Annotated in this window: 14 protein-coding genes; 11 read left to right on the plus strand and 3 right to left on the minus strand. The window is 65.3% G+C overall.

Annotated elements, in window-relative coordinates; genetic code table 11:
- Window positions 1–5 precede the first annotated feature (5 nt).
- The gene (locus ACL58G_RS16705; protein ID WP_440962506.1) at window positions 6–3,299 is read left to right on the plus strand and encodes a hybrid sensor histidine kinase/response regulator; all 3,294 of its coding nucleotides are present in this window, start codon (window positions 6–8) and stop codon (window positions 3,297–3,299) included.
- 150 nt (window positions 3,300–3,449) lie between these two features.
- Complete coding sequence (locus ACL58G_RS16710) at window positions 3,450–3,770, plus strand: hypothetical protein (protein ID WP_413339911.1); 321 nt, start codon at window positions 3,450–3,452, stop codon at window positions 3,768–3,770.
- 96 nt (window positions 3,771–3,866) lie between these two features.
- On the opposite strand, the gene ACL58G_RS16715 is transcribed toward ACL58G_RS16710, so the two are convergent.
- The 3 genes from ACL58G_RS16715 to map all read right to left on the minus strand — a co-directional run bounded on the left by ACL58G_RS16715 (window position 3,867) and on the right by map (window position 8,210).
- Window positions 3,867–4,613 (minus strand): pseudouridine synthase, encoded by a 747-nt coding sequence (locus ACL58G_RS16715; RefSeq protein ID WP_440962507.1) that lies wholly within the window; start codon window positions 4,611–4,613, stop codon window positions 3,867–3,869.
- A gap of 168 nt (window positions 4,614–4,781) precedes the next feature.
- The gene (locus tag ACL58G_RS16720) at window positions 4,782–7,376 is read right to left on the minus strand and encodes a [protein-PII] uridylyltransferase (RefSeq protein WP_440962508.1); all 2,595 of its coding nucleotides are present in this window, start codon (window positions 7,374–7,376) and stop codon (window positions 4,782–4,784) included.
- Window positions 7,377–7,385: 9 nt separating this feature from the next.
- Complete coding sequence (map, locus tag ACL58G_RS16725) at window positions 7,386–8,210, minus strand: type I methionyl aminopeptidase (protein ID WP_413339906.1); 825 nt, start codon at window positions 8,208–8,210, stop codon at window positions 7,386–7,388.
- Between the two features lie 254 nt (window positions 8,211–8,464).
- Here map and rpsB point away from each other — a divergent pair, with 254 nt between their 5' ends.
- From rpsB to bamA, 9 genes are all read left to right on the plus strand, one after another.
- Window positions 8,465–9,211, plus strand: coding sequence for a 30S ribosomal protein S2 (gene rpsB, locus ACL58G_RS16730; RefSeq protein WP_036228556.1), 747 nt, complete (start codon window positions 8,465–8,467; stop codon window positions 9,209–9,211).
- A gap of 146 nt (window positions 9,212–9,357) precedes the next feature.
- Entirely contained in the window at window positions 9,358–10,266 is a 909-nt protein-coding gene (gene tsf, locus ACL58G_RS16735) for a translation elongation factor Ts (RefSeq protein WP_371762385.1), read from the plus strand.
- A 245-nt stretch (window positions 10,267–10,511) separates the two neighbouring features.
- The gene (gene pyrH / locus ACL58G_RS16740) at window positions 10,512–11,228 is read left to right on the plus strand and encodes a UMP kinase (RefSeq protein ID WP_036228558.1); all 717 of its coding nucleotides are present in this window, start codon (window positions 10,512–10,514) and stop codon (window positions 11,226–11,228) included.
- Between the two features lie 28 nt (window positions 11,229–11,256).
- A complete protein-coding gene (gene frr, locus ACL58G_RS16745) occupies window positions 11,257–11,817 on the plus strand; it encodes a ribosome recycling factor (RefSeq protein WP_036228560.1) in 561 nt (186 codons plus the stop codon).
- Between the two features lie 108 nt (window positions 11,818–11,925).
- Entirely contained in the window at window positions 11,926–12,684 is a 759-nt protein-coding gene (gene uppS / locus ACL58G_RS16750; protein WP_413339903.1) for a polyprenyl diphosphate synthase, read from the plus strand.
- Window positions 12,685–12,690: 6 nt separating this feature from the next.
- On the plus strand, window positions 12,691–13,518 hold the full coding sequence (locus ACL58G_RS16755; RefSeq protein WP_440962509.1) for a phosphatidate cytidylyltransferase: 828 nt from the start codon (window positions 12,691–12,693) through the stop codon (window positions 13,516–13,518).
- A 127-nt stretch (window positions 13,519–13,645) separates the two neighbouring features.
- Window positions 13,646–14,821 carry a 1-deoxy-D-xylulose-5-phosphate reductoisomerase gene (ispC, locus tag ACL58G_RS16760; protein WP_413385333.1) on the plus strand — a complete coding sequence of 392 codons (1,176 nt, stop codon included), beginning with the start codon at window positions 13,646–13,648 and terminating at the stop codon, window positions 14,819–14,821.
- 28 nt (window positions 14,822–14,849) lie between these two features.
- Window positions 14,850–16,196: an RIP metalloprotease RseP gene (gene rseP, locus ACL58G_RS16765; protein ID WP_440962510.1), complete on the plus strand. Its 1,347-nt coding sequence runs from the start codon at window positions 14,850–14,852 to the stop codon at window positions 16,194–16,196.
- Between the two features lie 123 nt (window positions 16,197–16,319).
- The gene (bamA, locus tag ACL58G_RS16770) at window positions 16,320–18,680 is read left to right on the plus strand and encodes an outer membrane protein assembly factor BamA (RefSeq protein WP_440962511.1); all 2,361 of its coding nucleotides are present in this window, start codon (window positions 16,320–16,322) and stop codon (window positions 18,678–18,680) included.
- Window positions 18,681–18,712 lie beyond the last annotated feature (32 nt).

Consider the following 18,712-nt stretch of genomic DNA (forward strand, 5'->3'; position numbering starts at 1 on the left):
CGACTATGGCCGACTCGACATTTGATGCAGCGACCGGAGCCCGCGACGACGAGGTCGTCGAAGCGGTATTGCGCGAACGCGCGGCGCACCTGCCCGCGCGCGACGGCGCGGCGGAGAGCGTCGTGCTGGCGCGGCTGGCTCAGGCGCTGGCCGACACGCCGGAGCACGTGCTGCAGCACCTGGCCGATGCCGTGCGTGCGCTGTGCGGGGCCGATGCGGTCGTCGTGGCGGTGCGCGATGGAGCGGACGGGAGCGACGGCGGCACCGTGCGCTGGTGCGTGGTCTCCGGCGCGCTTGCCGGGCACGAGGGCGAACGCTGGGGCCTGGACGAGTGCGCGTGCGGCACCGTCATCCGCGCCGACGGCGCGGTGCTGCTGGAACAGCCGGCCGACACGTACCCTTCGCTGCGCGCCTGCGGGGTGCCGGTCGCCGAGTTTCTCGGCGTGCCGTGGCACCTCCACGGCGGCGCCGCCGGCGCGCTGGCGGCCGTGCTGGCCGATGACGGCGCGCATTTCGACGCCGAGGACCTGCGCCGCCTGCGCACCTGCGCGGCGTTCGCCGCGGCCGCGCACCAGGCCGGCGGCGGCGAGATCGAGCGCAAGGTCGAGGAACGCCTGCGGCCCGTCCTTGAAACCAAGGAGCACCTGGAGCGCGAGGTCGAGGAAAGCCGCGCGGCCGAGCGCCTGCTGCGCGAACACAAGGCCCTCATCGACGCCACCCTCAGCATCAGCACCGTCGGCGTGCTGTATTTCGACATCGACGGCACCGTGCGCGACGTCAACGCCGCGTTCGAGCGCATGACGGGCTACACGCGCGCCGAACTGCGCACGATGCCGAACTGGCGCGACATGACGCCGGCCGAGTTCTGGGACGTGTCGGCGCGCGCGCTGCGCGACCTCATCGACAAGGGGGTGACGCTGCCGTACACGAAGCAGATGAAGCGCAAGGACGGCAGCCGCTGGTGGGGCCTGTTCGCGCCCGCGCGCATCTCGGGCGACGGCGCGAACGCGCGCTGCGTGCTGTTCGTCATCGACGTCACCGAGAACAAGGAGACGGAGGCGCGCCTGGCCGAGAGCGAGGAACGGTTCCGCGCGATGGTCGAGGGCTTCGCGCAGACCGTGTGGGAGTCGGATGCGCACGGCCGCGTCGTCACCGGTTCGCCCAGCTGGACGGCCTACACGGGCCAGGCGGAATCGGCGTCGCTGGGCGTGGGCTGGATCGAGGCCGTGCATCCGGACGACCGCGCCTACGCGCTGCGCGAATGGCGCGCGGCCGTCGGTACGCGCCGCGTCCTGAACGCCGAGTTCCGCGTGCAGATGGCGTCCGGCGGCTGGCGCTGGACCAATGCCCGCGCGGCGCCGCTGTTCAACCGCGACGGCAGCGTCCGCAAATGGGTCGGCATGCACATCGACGTCGACGAGCGCCGCCGCACCCAGGCCGCGCTGGCGGAGAGCGAGCGGCGCTACCGCATGCTGTTCGAGGCGATGGACGAAGGTTTTCTCCTCGCGACCGTCCGCTTCGACGACACGGGCCGGCCGGCGGGCCTCGATTACGCGGAAGCGAATCCGGCCGCCGTGCGCATGGCCAACATCGCCTACGTGGGGCCGGGCCAACTCCGCATGCGCCCGGAGCACGAGCCGTGCTGGCTGGACGCCTGCGCCCAGGTCGTGCGCACCGGCGTGTCCAGCCGCTCGCAATGCTTCTCGCAGCCGCTGGGCAACTGGTACGACTTCTTCGTGTACCCGGTCGGCGGGCGCCAGGTGCCGCGCGTGGCGATCCTGTTCCACGACATCACCGTGCGCAGGCGCGCCGAGGATGCGCTGCGCGAGAGCGAAGGCCGGTTCCGCGCGCTGGCCGATGCGTCGCCCGCGCTCGTGTACCAGTTCGACGTGGACGGCAACGTCATCTACCTGAACCAGCGCTGCGTGACGAACGACGTGTCTGCGGAGGACGGCAGGACCGGCTGGAAGAGCATCGCGCGGCCGGACGACATGGACGGGTACCTGCGCGACGTATACGACGGGATCCGCACGCGCGGCGCCTACACCCAGCGTGTCCAGACGGTCGTGAAGGACGGCAGCCGGCACTGGTTCGAATCCCATGCGTCGCCCTGGCATTCGGGCGACGGCGAACACCGTGGCTATGTCGGCATCTCGCTCGACATCACGGGGGCCGTGCAGGCCGAGGAGGCCCTAAAGGAGGCCGATCGTCGCAAGGACGAGTTCCTTGCGACGCTGGCCCACGAACTGCGCAATCCCCTGGCCCCGATCAGCAACGCGGTGCAGCTGATGCGTCGTCCCGACGGCCGGCGCCAGTCCGACCGCGTGGTCGAGATGGTGGGGCGGCAGGTGAAGCAGATGGCGCGCCTCGTCGACGACCTGCTGGAAGTGTCGCGCATCACGCGCGGCAAGATCGACCTGAAGCTGGAGCGGGTGCCGTTCGCCGAGATCGTCCACGGCGCCGTCGAGACGAGCCAGCCGATGATCGACCGCGCCGGTCACCAGCTCGCCGTCGCGCTGCCGGAGCCGCCGCTCGTCCTCGAGGCCGACCGCGTGCGCCTGACGCAGGTGTTTGCGAACCTGCTCAACAACGCCGCCAAGTACACGGACACGGGCGGGCGCATCTGGTTCGACGCGCGGCGCGAGGACGGCCAGGTCGTGGCCATCGTGCGCGACACGGGCATCGGCATTCCGGCTGACGCGCTGCCTTGCGTGTTCGACATGTTCGCCCAGGTTCACCGGTCCGCTGGACGGGGGCAGGGCGGCCTCGGCATCGGCCTGACGATGGTGCGCAGCCTCGTCGAGATGCACCACGGCACCGTCGAGGCGCGCAGCGCCGGACCGGGCCAGGGCAGCGAATTCATCGTGCGGCTGCCGCTCGCGCCCGAGCGCGACGTCGACGACGACGCGCCTCCCCTGGGCCAGGCGCGTCCCGCCGCACCATTCCACGGCCAGCGCATCCTCGTCGTGGACGACAACCGCGATGCCGCCGACACGCTCGGGCTATTGCTCGAAGCGGATGGCGCCGAGGTCCGCGTCGTGTACGACGGCCGCGCCGCGCTGGCGATGGCCGAATCGTTCCAGCCGACCAGTGTCCTGCTCGACCTGGGCATGCCCGGCATGGACGGTTACGAAGTCGCGCGCCGGCTGCGCCAGGACGAACGCTTCACCGGCGTGCGGATCGCGGCGCTGACCGGCTGGGGACAGGACGCCGACCGGCGCCAGACCCGCAACCGCGGTTTTTCCCACCATCTGACGAAACCCGTCAGTCTCGAGGAGTTGCACCAGATTCTTGTCTGAAACTGATCATACGACGTTGTTGAAACAATAAGTTACAAAATTGTGACATATGTGAACTGCATTTGGTTCCGCTATGTGCGTTAGCGAACGTCAATGTGCCTGCCGCCTAAGTAGACTGAAATCAACGTCAACCGATGTTGGGAGGCAGCGATGGCGTGGATTTCACAATTCGTCAGATACCTGGGCGTCTTCAACGACCCCCAGTTACACCCCGAAACGATTTCGGACCTCCCACCGTTTGCACTGCGCCAGACGCTCGAAGCGCTGCTGCGGACCGGCTGGATGAAGACGTTCGAATACGATGCCGAGGATGCGTGGGTCGATTACGCCCGCGTGGACTTGCGCCGGGGCCGGTCGAAGCTGAGGCTGGAGTGGGACCAGGACAGCGGCGGCACCGTCGAGGCGCCGCGGGCCGTGCTCGCTGAACTGCGCGTGCTCGATCCGTGGATGCAGATGCGGCACGCGCATTGATGTTCGAGGAATGCTGCGTGGGCACGGGGGGCCCACCCTACGGCATCGACGGATCGTAGGGAGGGCTCCCCGAGCCCGCCAAATCGCACCGTTGACTCAAAACCTCTCGTCCGCGCCCAGATAGCGCCACTGCCCGGGCGGCAGTTCGCCGAGCTTCACGCGCCCGATGCGCACGCGCTTGAGGCCGATGACTTTCAGGCCGACCATGTCGCACATGCGGCGGATCTGGCGCTTGCGGCCTTCCCTCAGTGTGAAGCTGAGCTGGTCGTCGTTTTGCCAGCGCACCTTCGCGGGCAGCAGCGGTTTGCCGTCCATCCACAGGCCGTGGTTCAGCTTCTTGAGGTCGGCGTCCGGCAGGCGTCCCGGCTTCGTGTACTGCACGCGTACGAGGTATTCTTTTTCGATGGACGTGTCTTCGCCGATCAATTGTTTGGCGATGCGGCCGTCCTGCGTGAGCACGAGCAGGCCGACGGAATCGATGTCCAGTCGTCCGGCCGGCACGAGGGATTTCAGCTGCGAGGGGTGGAACTGCTCGGGCGACGGATCGTCCGCCCAGCGGTTTTCCGGCTTCACGAGCACGACGGCCGGCTTGTAGCCGTCTTCGGCCTGGCCGCTGACGTAGCCGACCGGCTTGTTCAGCAGCACGGTGACGCGCTTCGCCTGCTGGGCGGCGGCCTGGCGCTCGACGGTGATCTTCTGGTGCGGCAGCACTTTGCTGCCGAGCTCGGAGATCACCTGGCCGTCGACTCTCACCCATCCTTTTGCGATCCACTCGTCGGCCTCGCGGCGGGAGGAGAGGCCAAGTTCGGACATGCGTTTGGAGAGGCGTACGGGTTCGGTCATGGTGACTTCAGATAAATACGAAAACAAAAAAGCACCGTCGTTCCCGCAGAGGCGGGAACCCATGCTGAAGCGCCGAAGTCACTCCGGTGACAGGCTGCAGTCGTTTCCGAATGACAGAATTCTGTGGCTCAGTATGGATTCCCGCTTTCGCGGGAATGACGCTTTAACTTAGATTTTTACGGCATCCAGCAACTCGGTCTCGAGTTGCACCTGCACCCGCTGGTTATTGAGCGCCTGCCCATCGATGAGGAACACGTCCTCGACGCGCTCGCCCAGGGTCATGATCTTGGCGGTGTGCAGGTTGATGCGATAACGCGCCAGCACGCTCGCGATCGCGTACAGCAGCCCGTTGCGGTCGTTGGCACCGATGGACAGCACCCAGAACTGGCCGCGCTCGTCCGGGCGCATGTCCACGGTCGGCGTGATGGGGAAGTTGCGCGACATGCGCGACAGCCGGCCCCGCAGCGGCGGGCACAAGGGTTCCTGGTGCACGAGTACCTCGCACAACTCGTGCTCGATCAGGTTGATGATGTCGCGGTAGCTGTTGGCGAAATGCTCGTCCGTGATAAGGAACGTGTCGAGCGCGTAGCCATCCTTCGTCGTGTGGATCTTGGCGTCGAGGATGGAGAAATTCTTGCGGTCGAAATAGCTGCAGATGCGCGCGAACAGGTCGGGCTGGTCCTGCACGTACACCGTCACCTGCAGGCCTTCGCCGATCGGCGCCAGGCGCGATTTCACGACGGGCTTGTCGCGGCCCAGCTTGTCGATCAGGCAGCGCGTCTGCCAGGCGATGTCGGACGCGTCGTGGCGCAGGAAATACGCCATGTCGAGCTGCTTCCACAGCGCCTCGTGCGCATCGGACGGCAGGCCGAACAGGCGCAGCGTCGCCAGCGCTTCCTGCTGGCGCGCGCGCAGTTCGCGGTCGGCCGACGGCGGCTCGCCGCCCAGCACGCGCAGCGTCATCTTGTACAGGTCTTCCAGCAGCTTCGCCTTCCACGCATTCCACACCTTCGGGCTCGTGCCGCGGATGTCGGCCACCGTCAGCAGGTACAGCGCGGTCAGGTGGCGTTCGTCGCGCACGAGGCGGGCGAAGGACTGGATCACGTCCGGGTCGGACAGGTCCTGCTTTTGCGCCACCACCGACATCGTCAGGTGGTGCTCCACGAGGAACACGACCAGTTCCGTGTCTTCCTCGGACAGTGCGTGGTCGCGGCAGAATTCGCGCGCATCGACCTTGCCCAGTTCCGAGTGGTCGCCGCCGCGGCCCTTGGCGATGTCGTGGAACAGGGCGGCCACGTACAGCAGCCAGCGGTCGCGGAAATTCGCGATCAGCTGGCTGCAGAACGGGTATTCGTGCGCGTGCTCCGTCATCGTGAAGCGGCGCATGTTGCGCACGACCATCATGATGTGCTGGTCGACCGTGTACACGTGGAACAGGTCGTGCTGCATCTGGCCGATGATGCGGCGGAAGTTCGGCAGGTAGCGGCCGAGGATGCCCATGTCGTTCATGCGGCGCAGCGCGTGCACGAGGCCCACGGGCGCCTGCAGCACGCGCAGGAACAGGGCGCGGTGCTGCGGATTCGCGCGGAACGCGTCGTCGATGAGGGTGCGGGCGTGCCACAGGGCGCGCATCGTGCGTGCGGTCATGCCCTTGATGTCGGGGCGCTCCGTCATCAGCACGAAGATTTCCAGCACGGCGGAAGGCGTGGATTCGAACGTGTCGTCCGCGGCGATGTCGATGAAGCCGCCCACTTCGTTGAAGCGCGGGTTGATCGGCACCGGCTGCGACGGCGTGGGGAACAGGTAGGCTTCGATGTTCTGCAGCAGGATCGTGTTCAGCTGGGTCACCGTCTTCGCAGCCCAGTAATATCTCTGCATCAGGTATTCGCTGGCGCGGCGCGCATCGAGGCCTGCGCCGGTCGACGTGAGGCCGAACGTTTCCGCGATGGCCGTCTGGACGTCGAACACGAGGCGGTCTTCGCGCCGGTTCGTCTGCAGGTGCAGGCGGATGCGGATGTCCTTGAAGGCGCGCTCCTTTTCCATCAGCTGGCGCGCTTCCTCGCGCGTGATCAGGCCGCGGATCGCGAGCTGGCTCCAGGAATTCGCGAGGCCGGCCGCCTTGGCCACCCACAGGATCACCTGCAGGTCGCGCAGCGCGCCCGGGCTTTCCTTGACGTTCGGCTCCAGCGAGAACGGCGTGTATTCGTATTTCGCGTGACGCAGGCGCATCTCGGCCGTCTTGGCCTGGAAGAAGGCCTGCGGGTCCATCGCCTCGTCGTAGCGGCGCAGCAGCTCGTTGAACACGGCTTCATTGCCCGTCACGAGGCGGGCTTCCAGCAGGCTCGTCTGCACGGTGATGTCGGCGGCCGACTCCGTCATGCATTCGTCCACCGTGCGGATGCTGTGGCCGATCTCCAGGCCCAGGTCCCACAGCAGCTGCACGAAGTTTTCCAGCTTCGCCTGTGCGATCGCGTCGGGCGGGTTGCCCAGCAGGATCAGCAGGTCGACGTCGGAATTCGGGAACAGCTCGCCGCGGCCGTAGCCGCCCACGCCCACGAGCGCCGCGTCAGGCGGGAGACCGGCCGCGTGCCACGCATCCGCCAGCACGCCGTCGACGCTGTGGCGCAGGCCGCGCAACAGTTTTTCCGGCTTGCCGTTCTCGCGGAACTCGGCAATGACGAGCTGGCGCTCGGCTTTCAGGCGCTGTTTCAATTGCAGCGGCTGCAGGGGTTGCGGCGGCGGGGCGATGGTGGCAGTGGACATGGTGGCGGATCAGGCGGCGACGGTGTCTTTCGGCTGGATGATGGCGGGCGGCGGCGGGGTGCCGGCCGACGTCGTCAGCACTTCATAGCCCGTCTCCGTCACGAGGATCATGTGTTCCCACTGGGCCGACAGGCTGCGGTCCTTTGTCTTGATCGTCCAGCCGTCCGGCATTTCGCGGATCTCGCGGCGGCCCGCGTTGATCATCGGCTCGATCGTGAAGATCATGCCGGCTTTCAGTTCCTCGCCCGTGCCGGGGCGGCCGTAGTGCAGCACCTGCGGTTCTTCGTGGAACACCTTGCCGATGCCGTGGCCGCAGAATTCGCGCACGACGGAGTAGCCGGCGTTTTCCGCATGCTGCTGGATCACGTGGCCGATGTCGCCCAGGTGCGCGCCCGGTTTCACCTTGCTGATGCCCAGCCACATGCATTCGTAGGTGATGTCCGTCAGGCGGCGCGCCAGCTTCGACGGTTCGCCGATGAAGAACATGCGGCTGTTGTCGCCGTGGTAACCGTCCTTGGTGATGACGGTGACGTCGATGTTCACCACGTCGCCATTCTTGAGCACCTTGTCGCCCGGAATGCCGTGGCAGATCACGTCGTTGACGGAGGTGCAGACGGCTTTCGGGAACGGCGGGTAGCCCGGCGGCGCATAGTTCAGCGGGGCGGGGACGGTGCCTTGCACGTTGACCATGTATTCATGGCACAGGCGGTCCAGTTCGCCGGTGGTCACGCCCGGCTTGACGAAGGGCGTGATGTAGTCGAGCACCTCGGCGCCGAGGCGGCCGGCGATGCGCATGCCCTCGATGTCTTCCGGGGTCTTGATGGAAATTGCCATATTGATCCGTTCTGCAATAAGTTCTGTGCCGGTCATTATATGTGATTCATAACGCCGCCGGGCCGGCGGCCGCCGCCGCTGTTGAGAGCCGCATGCGTGCGCGAGCTTGAAATTCGTGACAAATCCCGCTAGAATCTCGGGTTGCTCGTGTCCATATCGAGCAATTTGTGAATGTAAATCGCGAATGCGGCCGACAAGGGTGCCCGGAAACGGGTGTACCGGCCGTCATTCAAGACCCAACCCTGGAGAATACAATGTCTGTCACTATGCGCGAAATGCTGGAAGCCGGTGTTCACTTCGGCCACCAGACCCGTTTCTGGAACCCGAAAATGGCCCCGTTCATCTTCGGTCATCGCAATAAAATCCACATCATCAACCTGGAAAAAACCATGGCGATGTACCAGGATGCGATGAAGACCATCAAGCAGATCGCCGCCAACCGCGGCACGATCCTGCTGGTGGGCACGAAGCGCCAGGCCCGCGACATCATCGCCGCCGAAGCACAGCGCGCCGGCGTGCCGTACGTCGACCAGCGCTGGCTGGGCGGCATGCTGACCAACTTCAAGACCATCAAGACCTCGATCAAGCGCCTGAAGGACATGGAAGCTGCCATCGAGTCGGGCGAAGTCGAGAAGATGAGCAAGAAAGAAGCGCTGATGTTCTCGCGCGAACTGGAAAAGCTGCAGAAGTCGATCGGCGGCATCAAGGACCTGCAGGGCGTGCCGGACGCGATCTTCGTCGTGGACGTCGGCTACCACAAGGGCGCCGTCACCGAAGCCGGCAAGCTGGGCATCCCGGTCATCGGCGTGGTCGATACCAACCACTCGCCGGAAGGCGTGTCGCACGTGATCCCGGGTAACGACGACTCGTCGAAGGCCATCACCCTGTACGCACGCGGCGTCGCCGATGCGATCCTGGAAGGCCGCGCCAACGCGACCAACGAAGTCGCCGAGATGGTCAAGTCGGCTGACGACTTCGTCGAAGTTTCCGAGCAAGCTTAATTGCCCGCGGGTCACGGCCCGCTGAGCTGTAAAGGGGGCGCCGAGCCTAAGATCGAGCGCCCCTTTTTGTAAGCAATTCCTGAACAGATTAATAATATGCAAGACGCCGAAGACGGCGGCTTGCTCCTACTTTTAGGAGAATGAACATGGCAGCGATTACTGCAGCGATGGTTGGCGAACTGCGCGCCAAGACCGACGCACCGATGATGGAATGCAAGAAGGCACTGAACGAAGCCGAAGGCGACATGGCGCGTGCCGAAGAGATCCTGCGCGTCAAGCTGGGCGGCAAGGCATCGAAAGCGGCAGCCCGTATCACCGCTGAAGGTGTCGTGACGGCTTTCGTCGCCGGCAACGTCGGCGCGCTGGTCGAAATCAATAGCGAAACCGACTTCGTCGCCAAGAACGACGAGTTCATGGCCATGGCCAACCTGGCTGCCAAGCTGGTCGCCGAGAACAACCCGGCCGACGTCGCCGCCCTGGCCGCCCTGCCGGTCGACGGCAAGACGTTCGACGACGTGCGTACGGCACTGATCGGCAAAATCGGCGAGAATATGACCGTTCGCCGCTTCCAGCGCTTCGAAACCACCGGCAAGCTGGCATCGTACCTGCACGGCAACCGCATCGGCGTGATCGTCGACTACGACGGCGCCGACGAGCAGGTCGGCAAGGACGTCGCGATGCACATCGCCGCGATGAAGCCGGTCTCCCTGTCGGCAGAGCAAGTGCCGGCCGAGCTGATCGAGAAAGAGCGTTCGGTTGCTCAGCTGAAAGCCAAGGAAGACGCCGACAAGGCCGTCGCCGAAGGCAAGCAGCCGCAATCGGCCGAGATCGTCGCCAAGCGTATCGACGGGTCGGTGCAGAAGTACCTGAAAGAAGTGTCGCTGTTCAACCAGGCTTTCGTGAAGAACGACAAGCAAAGCGTCGAGCAGATGCTGAAGGCCGCCAACACCACCGTGAAAGCATTCACGATGTACGTGGTCGGCGAAGGCATCGAGAAGAAAGTCGACGACTTCGCAGCGGAAGTGGCAGCCCAGATGGCTGCTGCCAAGCAGTAATAAAGAGAACGGGCCGCAAGGCCCGTTTTTACAACCGGTTGCAAGACGCCGGTAGGGTGGGGCAATTCAAGCCAAGTGGCGCGAATTGCGTGCCCGCGATGCGTTCACGTGACGCATGCAATGGTGGGCACGGGGTGCCCACCCTGCGTCCGCCGGGGGCGACCCCTCCGGCTGGCGCAACGCACGGGCGCATTCCCCGGGCGCTGAAACAGAATCAAACACATCTATACTTAGGAGCCCCATTCATGACAAAACCAGCCTACCAACGAGTCCTCCTCAAACTGTCTGGCGAAGCGCTGATGGGCGACGATCCGTTCGGCATCAACCGCGCCACCATCGAGCGTATGGTCGCCGACGTCGCGGAGGTGTCGAAGCTGGGTGTGGAACTGGCAGTGGTGATTGGCGGCGGCAATATCTTCCGCGGCGTCGCGCCGGGTGCGCAGGGCATGGACCGCGCGACGGCCGACTACATGGGCATGCTGGCCACCGTGATGAATGCGCTCGCGCTGGCCGACGCCATGCGCCAGCAGGGCATCACCGCCCGCGTGATGTCGGCGATCGGCATCGAGCAGGTGGTCGAGCCGTACGTGCGCCCGAAGGCGCTGCAATACCTGGAAGAGGGCAAGGTCGTCGTGTTCGCAGCCGGTACCGGCAACCCCTTCTTCACCACCGACACCGCAGCCGCACTGCGCGGTTCGGAAATCTCGGCCGAAATTGTATTGAAGGCAACCAAGGTCGATGGCGTATATACTGCCGATCCGAAGAAGGATCCGCACGCGACCCGCTACGAACAGATCTCGTTCGACGAAGCGATCGCGAAACACCTGCAGGTGATGGACGCCACCGCGTTCGCCCTGTGCCGCGACCAGAAGCTGCCGATCAAGGTGTTCTCGATCGTCAAGCCGGGCGCGCTCAAGCGCGTGATCATGGGCGAGGACGAGGGTACACTCGTACACGTTTAATCAATAGTTAGAAATACAGGAGAGCAGCATGTCCGTAGCTGACGTTAAAAAAAGTGCCCAGGACAAGATGGCGAAATCCATCGAGACCCTGAGAGGCAACCTGGCCAAGGTTCGCACCGGCCGCGCCCACACCGGCATCCTGGACCACGTGATGGTCGACTACTACGGTTCGCCGACCGCGCTGCCGATGGTCGCCAACCTGACCCTGATCGATGCCCGCACGATCGGCGTCCAGCCGTATGAGAAGAAAATGCTGAACGTCATCGAAAAGGCGATCCGCGAGTCCGACCTGGGCCTGAACCCGTCGACGTTCGGCGAGCTCGTCCGCGTGCCGACCCCGGCGCTGACCGAAGAGCGCCGCAAGGAAATGGTCAAGCTGTGCAAGTCGGAAGCGGAAGACGCGAAGATCGCCGTCCGCAACGTGCGCCGCGACGCCAACGAACAGCTGAAGAAGCTGGTCAAGGACAAGGCGATCTCGGAAGACGACGAGCGCCGCGCCCAGGACGATGTCCAGAAGATGACCGACAAGGCCGTCGTCGACATCGACAAGCTGGTTGCCGAGAAAGAAAAAGAAGTGATGACGGTGTGATCCGTATTGCGGCATGATATGCCGCATATCGTCGTGGACGTCGGACCGGCAGGCCAGGCTTGACCGGTCCGTTCCGCCTTTTGTTGTAGCCGCCATTTGGCCAGATTTATGATTTTCAAAAGTTCGACCACCGCAGTCCCCGAAGCGCCGACGGTGCCGCGCCATATCGCCATCATCATGGACGGCAACGGCCGCTGGGCGACCAAACGCCTGCTGCCCCGCGTGGCCGGCCACGTCAAGGGCGTGGACGCCGTGCGCAAGATCGTCGAAGCCTGCGTGGATCGTGGCGTGGAATACCTGACGCTGTTCGCGTTTTCGTCGGAAAACTGGCGCCGTCCGGCCGACGAAGTGTCCTACCTGATGGGCCTGTTCGTCACCGCGCTCGAACGCGAAGTGTCGAAGATGCATGCGAATAACATCCGCCTGAAGGTCGTGGGCGACCTGTCGCGCTTCGATGCGAAGCTGCAGGACATGATCGCCAACGCCGAGCGCCGCACCGCCAACAATACCCGCCTGACCGTCACCATCTGCGCCAACTACGGCGGCCGCTGGGACATCATGCAGGCGACGGGCAAGATGGTTGCGGCCAACCCGGGCGTGACCGAGTACACCGAAGAGATGCTGGCCGAGCACCTGGCGATGGCCTATGCGCCGGAGCCGGACCTGTTCATCCGCACCGGAGGCGAAGAGCGCATCTCGAACTTCCTCCTGTGGCAGCTCGCGTATTCGGAGCTGTACTTCACCGACACCTTCTGGCCGGACTTTTCGCGCGACTCGCTCGATACGGCGATCGCGTCCTACCAGAGCCGGGAACGCCGCTTCGGCCGCACCGGCGAACAGGTCGCCAACAAGGCTAAACAAGGCTAACCGCTGATGCTCAGAACCCGCGTCATTACCGCCGTCGTGCTGCTGGCAATTTTGCTGCCAGTCCTTTACTTCAACAACTACACGGCGTTCGCGGTCGTGGCGACGGTGTTCTTCGGCGCCGCCATCTGGGAATGCTTTCGGCTGTTCAATCCGGAAACGCACAACGCCCACGTGATCGCGCTCGTGTGGGCCGCCGTATTCGCGATCTCCGTGTTCACGGGGCACACGAATCTGTCGTTCTGGGCCGCGCTGAGCGTGGCCTTGTGGATCGCCCGGTTCGCGCCGTCGCTGAAGATCGGCCTGCCGCCGCTGGGCACGCCCGCGAACACGGTGCTGTCGCTCGTCTACGCGTTCGCCGTGGTCGGCTGCTTTGCCGCCATCGTCGACCTGTATTCGCACTCGCCGCTGTTCCTGCTGTCCGTGCTCGCGATCGTGTGGGTGGCCGACATCGGCGCCTACTTTTCCGGCAAGGCGTTCGGCAAGCACAAGCTGGCTCCATCGATTTCGCCGGGTAAATCGTGGGAAGGCGCGATCGGCGGCGGCATCGCCGTGCTCGTGCTGGGCGGCCTGTCGGTCCAGTTCGGCGGCGACGCCTTCGCGAACACCTTCGCCGTGCGCGTCCAGCACACGTACGGCTGGCCCGTGCTTGCCGTCGTGCTCGTACTGATGACGGCCGCCAGCATCGTCGGCGACCTGTTCGAGTCCCAGCTCAAGCGGCGCGCCGGCATGAAGGACAGCAGCAACCTGCTGCCCGGCCATGGCGGCGTGCTGGACCGCATCGACGCACTGATCCCCGTGCTGCCCCTCGCCGCGCTGATCGGCTCGCGGCTGTAAGACACAGGCCGTTCCAACGCGGGCGGCGCGCCGCCTTCGCGCGCGCCGTGCCAGAATGACTCGGCGCTGGCGGTGGTCTGCAACCCGCCCCGCCCATGTTGGAACGACCTTGAAAATGGAACGCAACATGCAAAGCATCACTATCCTTGGCGCCACCGGTTCGATCGGCGTCTCGACCCTCGACGTGCTGGCACGTCATCCCGACAAATACCGTGTGTACGCGCTGTCCGCGCACGAGCGCGTGGATGCGCTCGCCGCGCAATGCCGCGTGTTCCGTCCGCAGCGTGCCGTCGTCGGTTCGGCGGAAAGCGCGGCGCGCCTGCGCGACCTGCTGGCCGGCCTCCCGATCGACGTGGCCCACGGCGAAGCGGCCTTGTGCGAGATCGCATCGAGCCCGGACACGGACACGGTGATGGCCGCCATCGTCGGCGCCGCCGGCCTCGCGCCCACGCTCGCGGCCGCGCGCGCGGGCAAGAAGATCCTGCTGGCGAACAAGGAAGCGCTCGTGATGTCCGGCCAGCTGTTCATGGACGCCGTCAAGGAACACAAGGCGACCCTGCTGCCCATCGACTCCGAGCACAACGCCATCTTCCAGTCGCTGCCCGGGACGTATGCACGTTCGCCGGACGTGGCCGGTGTCGCCAGGATCCTGCTGACGGCGTCCGGCGGCCCGTTCCTGCAGCGTGCCGTCGAGACGCTGGAACATGTCACGCCAGAAGAAGCCTGCAAGCATCCGAACTGGTCGATGGGCCGCAAGATCTCCGTCGATTCCGCCACGATGATGAACAAGGGCCTCGAAGTGATCGAGGCGCACTGGCTGTTCGGCGCGCCGGCCGACAGGATCGAAGTCGTGATCCACCCGCAAAGCGTGATCCACTCGATGGTGTCGTACGTGGACGGCTCCGTGCTGGCCCAGCTCGGCAACCCGGACATGCGCACGCCGATCGCGCACGCGCTCGCGTACCCGGAACGCATCGCGTCGGGCGTCGACCAGCTCGACCTGACGACGTTCGCCGCGCTGCAATTCCACAAGCCGGACTTCGACCGCTTCCCGTGCCTCGCGCTCGCCTTCGACGCCTTGCGCGCGGGCGGTACCGCGCCCGCCTTGCTGAACGCGGCGAACGAAATCGCGGTCCAAGCCTTCCTGGAGCGCCGCATCGGCTTCCGCGACATCGACCGCGTCGTACGCCGCGTGATGGACGAGAACCCGCATGGCGCGGCGACCAGCATCGAGGCCGTGATGGCCCAGGACGCGCGTGCCCGCGACGCGGCCGGATGCATCGTGCATGCGCTGCGCACTTGAACAACGCGGGCCTTGACGGGAGAGTGTCATGAACCTGATCCACACCGTGCTGGCATTCCTGCTGGCCCTGGGGCCGCTGATCGTCTTTCACGAACTGGGCCACTACGTCGTCGCGCGCCTGTGCGGCGTGAAGGTGCTGCGCTTCTCGATCGGCATGGGGCGCATCGTCTGGTCGCGCCGCTTCGGTCCGGACCAGACGGAATGGGCGATCTCGGCGCTGCCCATCGGCGGCTACGTGAAGATGCTCGACGCGCGCGATCCCTCGACCGCGCCGACCAATGACGCGGACCTGCCGCGCGAATTCACGCGCCAGAACGTGTGGAAGCGCATCGCCATCGTGGCGGCGGGCCCCATCGCCAACTTCATCCTTGCCATCGTCGTGATGGGCGCGCTGTTCATGCACGGGAAAGAGGAGCCGGGCACGCGCCTGCGCGCGATGCCGGAGGCGTCGGCCGTGTACAAGGCGGGCGTGCGCGGCGGCGACGTCGTCACGGCCGTCAACGGCAAGCCCGTGCAGTCGTGGACGGAGCTGCGCTGGGAGATCGTGCGCGCCGCCATCGACAAGCATGCGGCCGAACTGACCTTGCGCGGGCCGAGTCCGAACTCGGCGCCGTACCGCGCCGTGCTGCCCGCGGACCGCATGGCCAGCCTGGACGTCGACAGCGACGTGCTGGGTGTCCTCGGCATGCAGCTGTGGCGCCCGCGGCCCAGCGTCGACAAGGTGCTGCCGGACGGCGCCGCCGCGCGCGCGGGCCTGCGCCAGGGCGACCTCGTGACCTCGATCGACGGCAAGAACATCGTCGACGGCATCGCCTTCATCGAAGCCGTGCGCGGCGCCCCCGGCAAGACCCTCCAGGTGGGCGTGCAGCGTGGCGGCCAGTCGCTCGTGCTGCCCGTCACGCCGGACCGCGATCCGCAGTCGGGCAGGGGCCTGGTGAAGCTGATGATCGCGCAGGCGCCCGAGATGGTGACCGTGAAGGCGGGGCCGCTGGAGGCGCTCGCGAAGGGCGCGCAGCGCACGTGGGAGACGAGCGCGATGACCGTCAAGATGATCGCGAAGATGATCGTGGGCGAGGTCTCGCTGAAAAATGTAACCGGCCCGATCACGATCGCGGACGTGGCCGGACAGACCGCCCGCTCTGGCCTGGAGCCGTTCCTGGAGTTCATCGCCTTCATCTCCATCAGCCTGGGTGTAATGAATCTGTTACCAATTCCCGTTCTGGACGGTGGCCATTTGCTGTATTATTCGCTGGAAGTTTTGACCGGGCGCCCCTTGCCCGCGCGGATCGGCGAGATCGCGCAGCGTGCCGGGGTCGGCCTGCTGTTCATGCTGATGGCGCTTGCCGTCTTCAACGACCTGGTGCGACTGCTCTGAACACACGGCACTCCGAACTGTGCGCCGCGCCTGCGGCGGGCATCGGAGTGTTCGGCCCAGGCAGGACAAGCCCCGGCGAAGAACACGTAACGTTGTCCAATGACTGACCCATTGATCTAACCGATGAATTTACAACCCGAACGTTTTGCCCAGCCGCGTTTTGCCTTGCCCTCCCGTCGCAGCATGATCGGCGCAGCCGTGCTGGCCCTGTGTGCCGGTCACGCCGCCGCCGTCGCTCCCTTCGTCGTGAAGGACATCCGGGTCGAAGGCATCCAGCGGACCGAGGCAGGCACGGTGTTCAGCTACCTGCCGGTGCGCGTGGGCGAGACCTTCGACGACGAAAAAGGCACGGCGGCGATCAAGGCGCTGTATGCCACCGGCTTCTTCAAGGACATCCGCCTGGAAGAAGAAAACGGCGTGCTCGTGGTCCTGGTCGAGGAACGTCCGGCCATCGCCTCCGTCGACTTCACCGGCACCAAGGAATTCGAAAAGGACATGCTCGTCAAGGCGCTGAAGGACATCGGCGTCGGCGAGACCAAGATTTTCGACAAGGCCTCCGTCGACCGCGCCGAGCAGGAGCTCAAGCGCCAGTACCTGTCGCACGGCCTGTACGGCGTCAAGATCACGACGACCGTCACCCCGATCGAACGTAACCGCGTGAACGTCATGTTCAACGTGGACGAGGGCGACGTCGCCAAGATCAAGCAGATCAACATCGTCGGCAACAAGGCGTTCTCCGACAAGGAACTGCGCCAGCTGCTGCAGCTGAACACCTCCGGCTGGTTCACGTGGTATTCCAAGGCCGACCAGTACTCGAAGCAGAAGCTGACGGGCGACCTGGAGACCATCAAGTCGTGGTACCTGAATCACGGCTACCTGGAAGTGAACGTCGAGTCCACGCAGGTCTCGATCACCCCGGACAAGAAGGACATCTACCTCACCATCAACATCACGGAAGGCGAGAAGTACACCGTCTCTGGCGTCAAGATGGATGGCGAACTGTTCGGCCGCGGGGAAGAACTCAAGAACCTGATCCTGCTGAAGCCGGGCCAGACGTATTCCGGCGACCTGCAGGAAGCGTCGAACAAGCGCATCGCCGACCGTCTCGCGAGCTTCGGCTACGCGTTCGCGAACGTCACCGCGAACCCGGAGATCAACCGCGAGAAGCGCGAAGTCGCCTTCACGTTCTTCGTCGATCCGGGCAAGCGCGCGTACGTGCGCCACATGACCATCTCGGGCAACACGATCACCCGCGACGAAGTGATCCGCCGCGAATTCCGCCAGTTCGAGAGCTCGTGGTACGACCCGACCCGGGTGAAGCTGTCGCGCGACCGCGTCGACCGCATGGGTTATTTCAAGGACGTGACGGTCGAGACGCCGGAAGCGCAGGGCACCAACGACGCCGTGGACGTGAACATCGCCGTCGTCGAAAAGCCGACCGGTAACTTCATGGTCGGTGGCGCGTTCTCGCAGGCGGAGAAATTCACCTTCACCGCGTCCGTCACGCAGGCCAACTTCGCCGGCAGCGGCAACACGGTCGGCATCGAACTGAACACGAGCCGCTACAACCGCACGATCTCGTTCGCGCAGACGAACCCGTACTTCACCGACGACGGCATCTCGCGCGCGTTCCAGCTGTACCTGCGCACGTCGCGTCCGCCGGCGCTGAACATCGGCTCGTACACCGTGCGCCAGCAGGGCGGCAACCTCACGTTCGGCGTGCCGTTCTCGGAAATCGACACCGTCTACTTCGGCGCCGGCCTGGAAAAGACCCGCCTCGAGACGGACGAGAGCTCGCCGACGCTGTACCAGCAGTTCGTGATGCAGAACTCGAAGGACCCGGTCGCGAAGGCGACGGGCGTGGGCGAGGCGACGACGAATGCGATCCCGCTGACCGTGGCCTGGGGCCGCGATTCGCGCGACTCCGCCATCACGCCGACGCGCGGCCGCTACCAGCGCGCCAACCTGGAAGTCGACGTCCTCGGCGACTCCAAGTACTACCGCGTGGTGTACGAACACCAGTGGTACCGCCCGATCACGCGCTGGATGACCCTCGCGCTGAAGGGTGAGCTGGACTACGGCGCGGGCCTCGGCGGTCACGCGTACCCGGTCTTCAAGAACTTCTACGGCGGCGGCATCGGTTCGGTGCGCGGCTACGAGAGCTCGTCGCTCGGCATCGTCGACCCGCGCACGTACGACGCCCTGGGCGGCGCCAAGCGCGTGATCGGCAACGCCGAGCTGCAGTTCCCGTTCCCGGGCAGCGGCCAGGATCGCTCGCTGCGCTGGTTCACCTTTGCCGACGGCGGCCAGATCTACCAGGAGCACGAACCGATCCGCACGTCGCAGCTGCGCTACTCGGCGGGTATCGGCCTGTCGTGGATTTCCCCGGTGGGTCCGCTCAAGTTGAGTTATGCTAAGCCCTTGAACGCGAAGGAGGGCGACCGCCTTGAGCGCTTCCAGTTCCAGATGGGTACCGGTTTCTGACCGGGTCCGTCGTCGAAACAAGGATTGCGAAG

The sequence above is a fragment of the Massilia sp. GER05 genome, assembly GCF_052056005.1.
Taxonomy (GTDB): Bacteria; Pseudomonadota; Gammaproteobacteria; order Burkholderiales; family Burkholderiaceae_D; genus Telluria; species Telluria orientalis.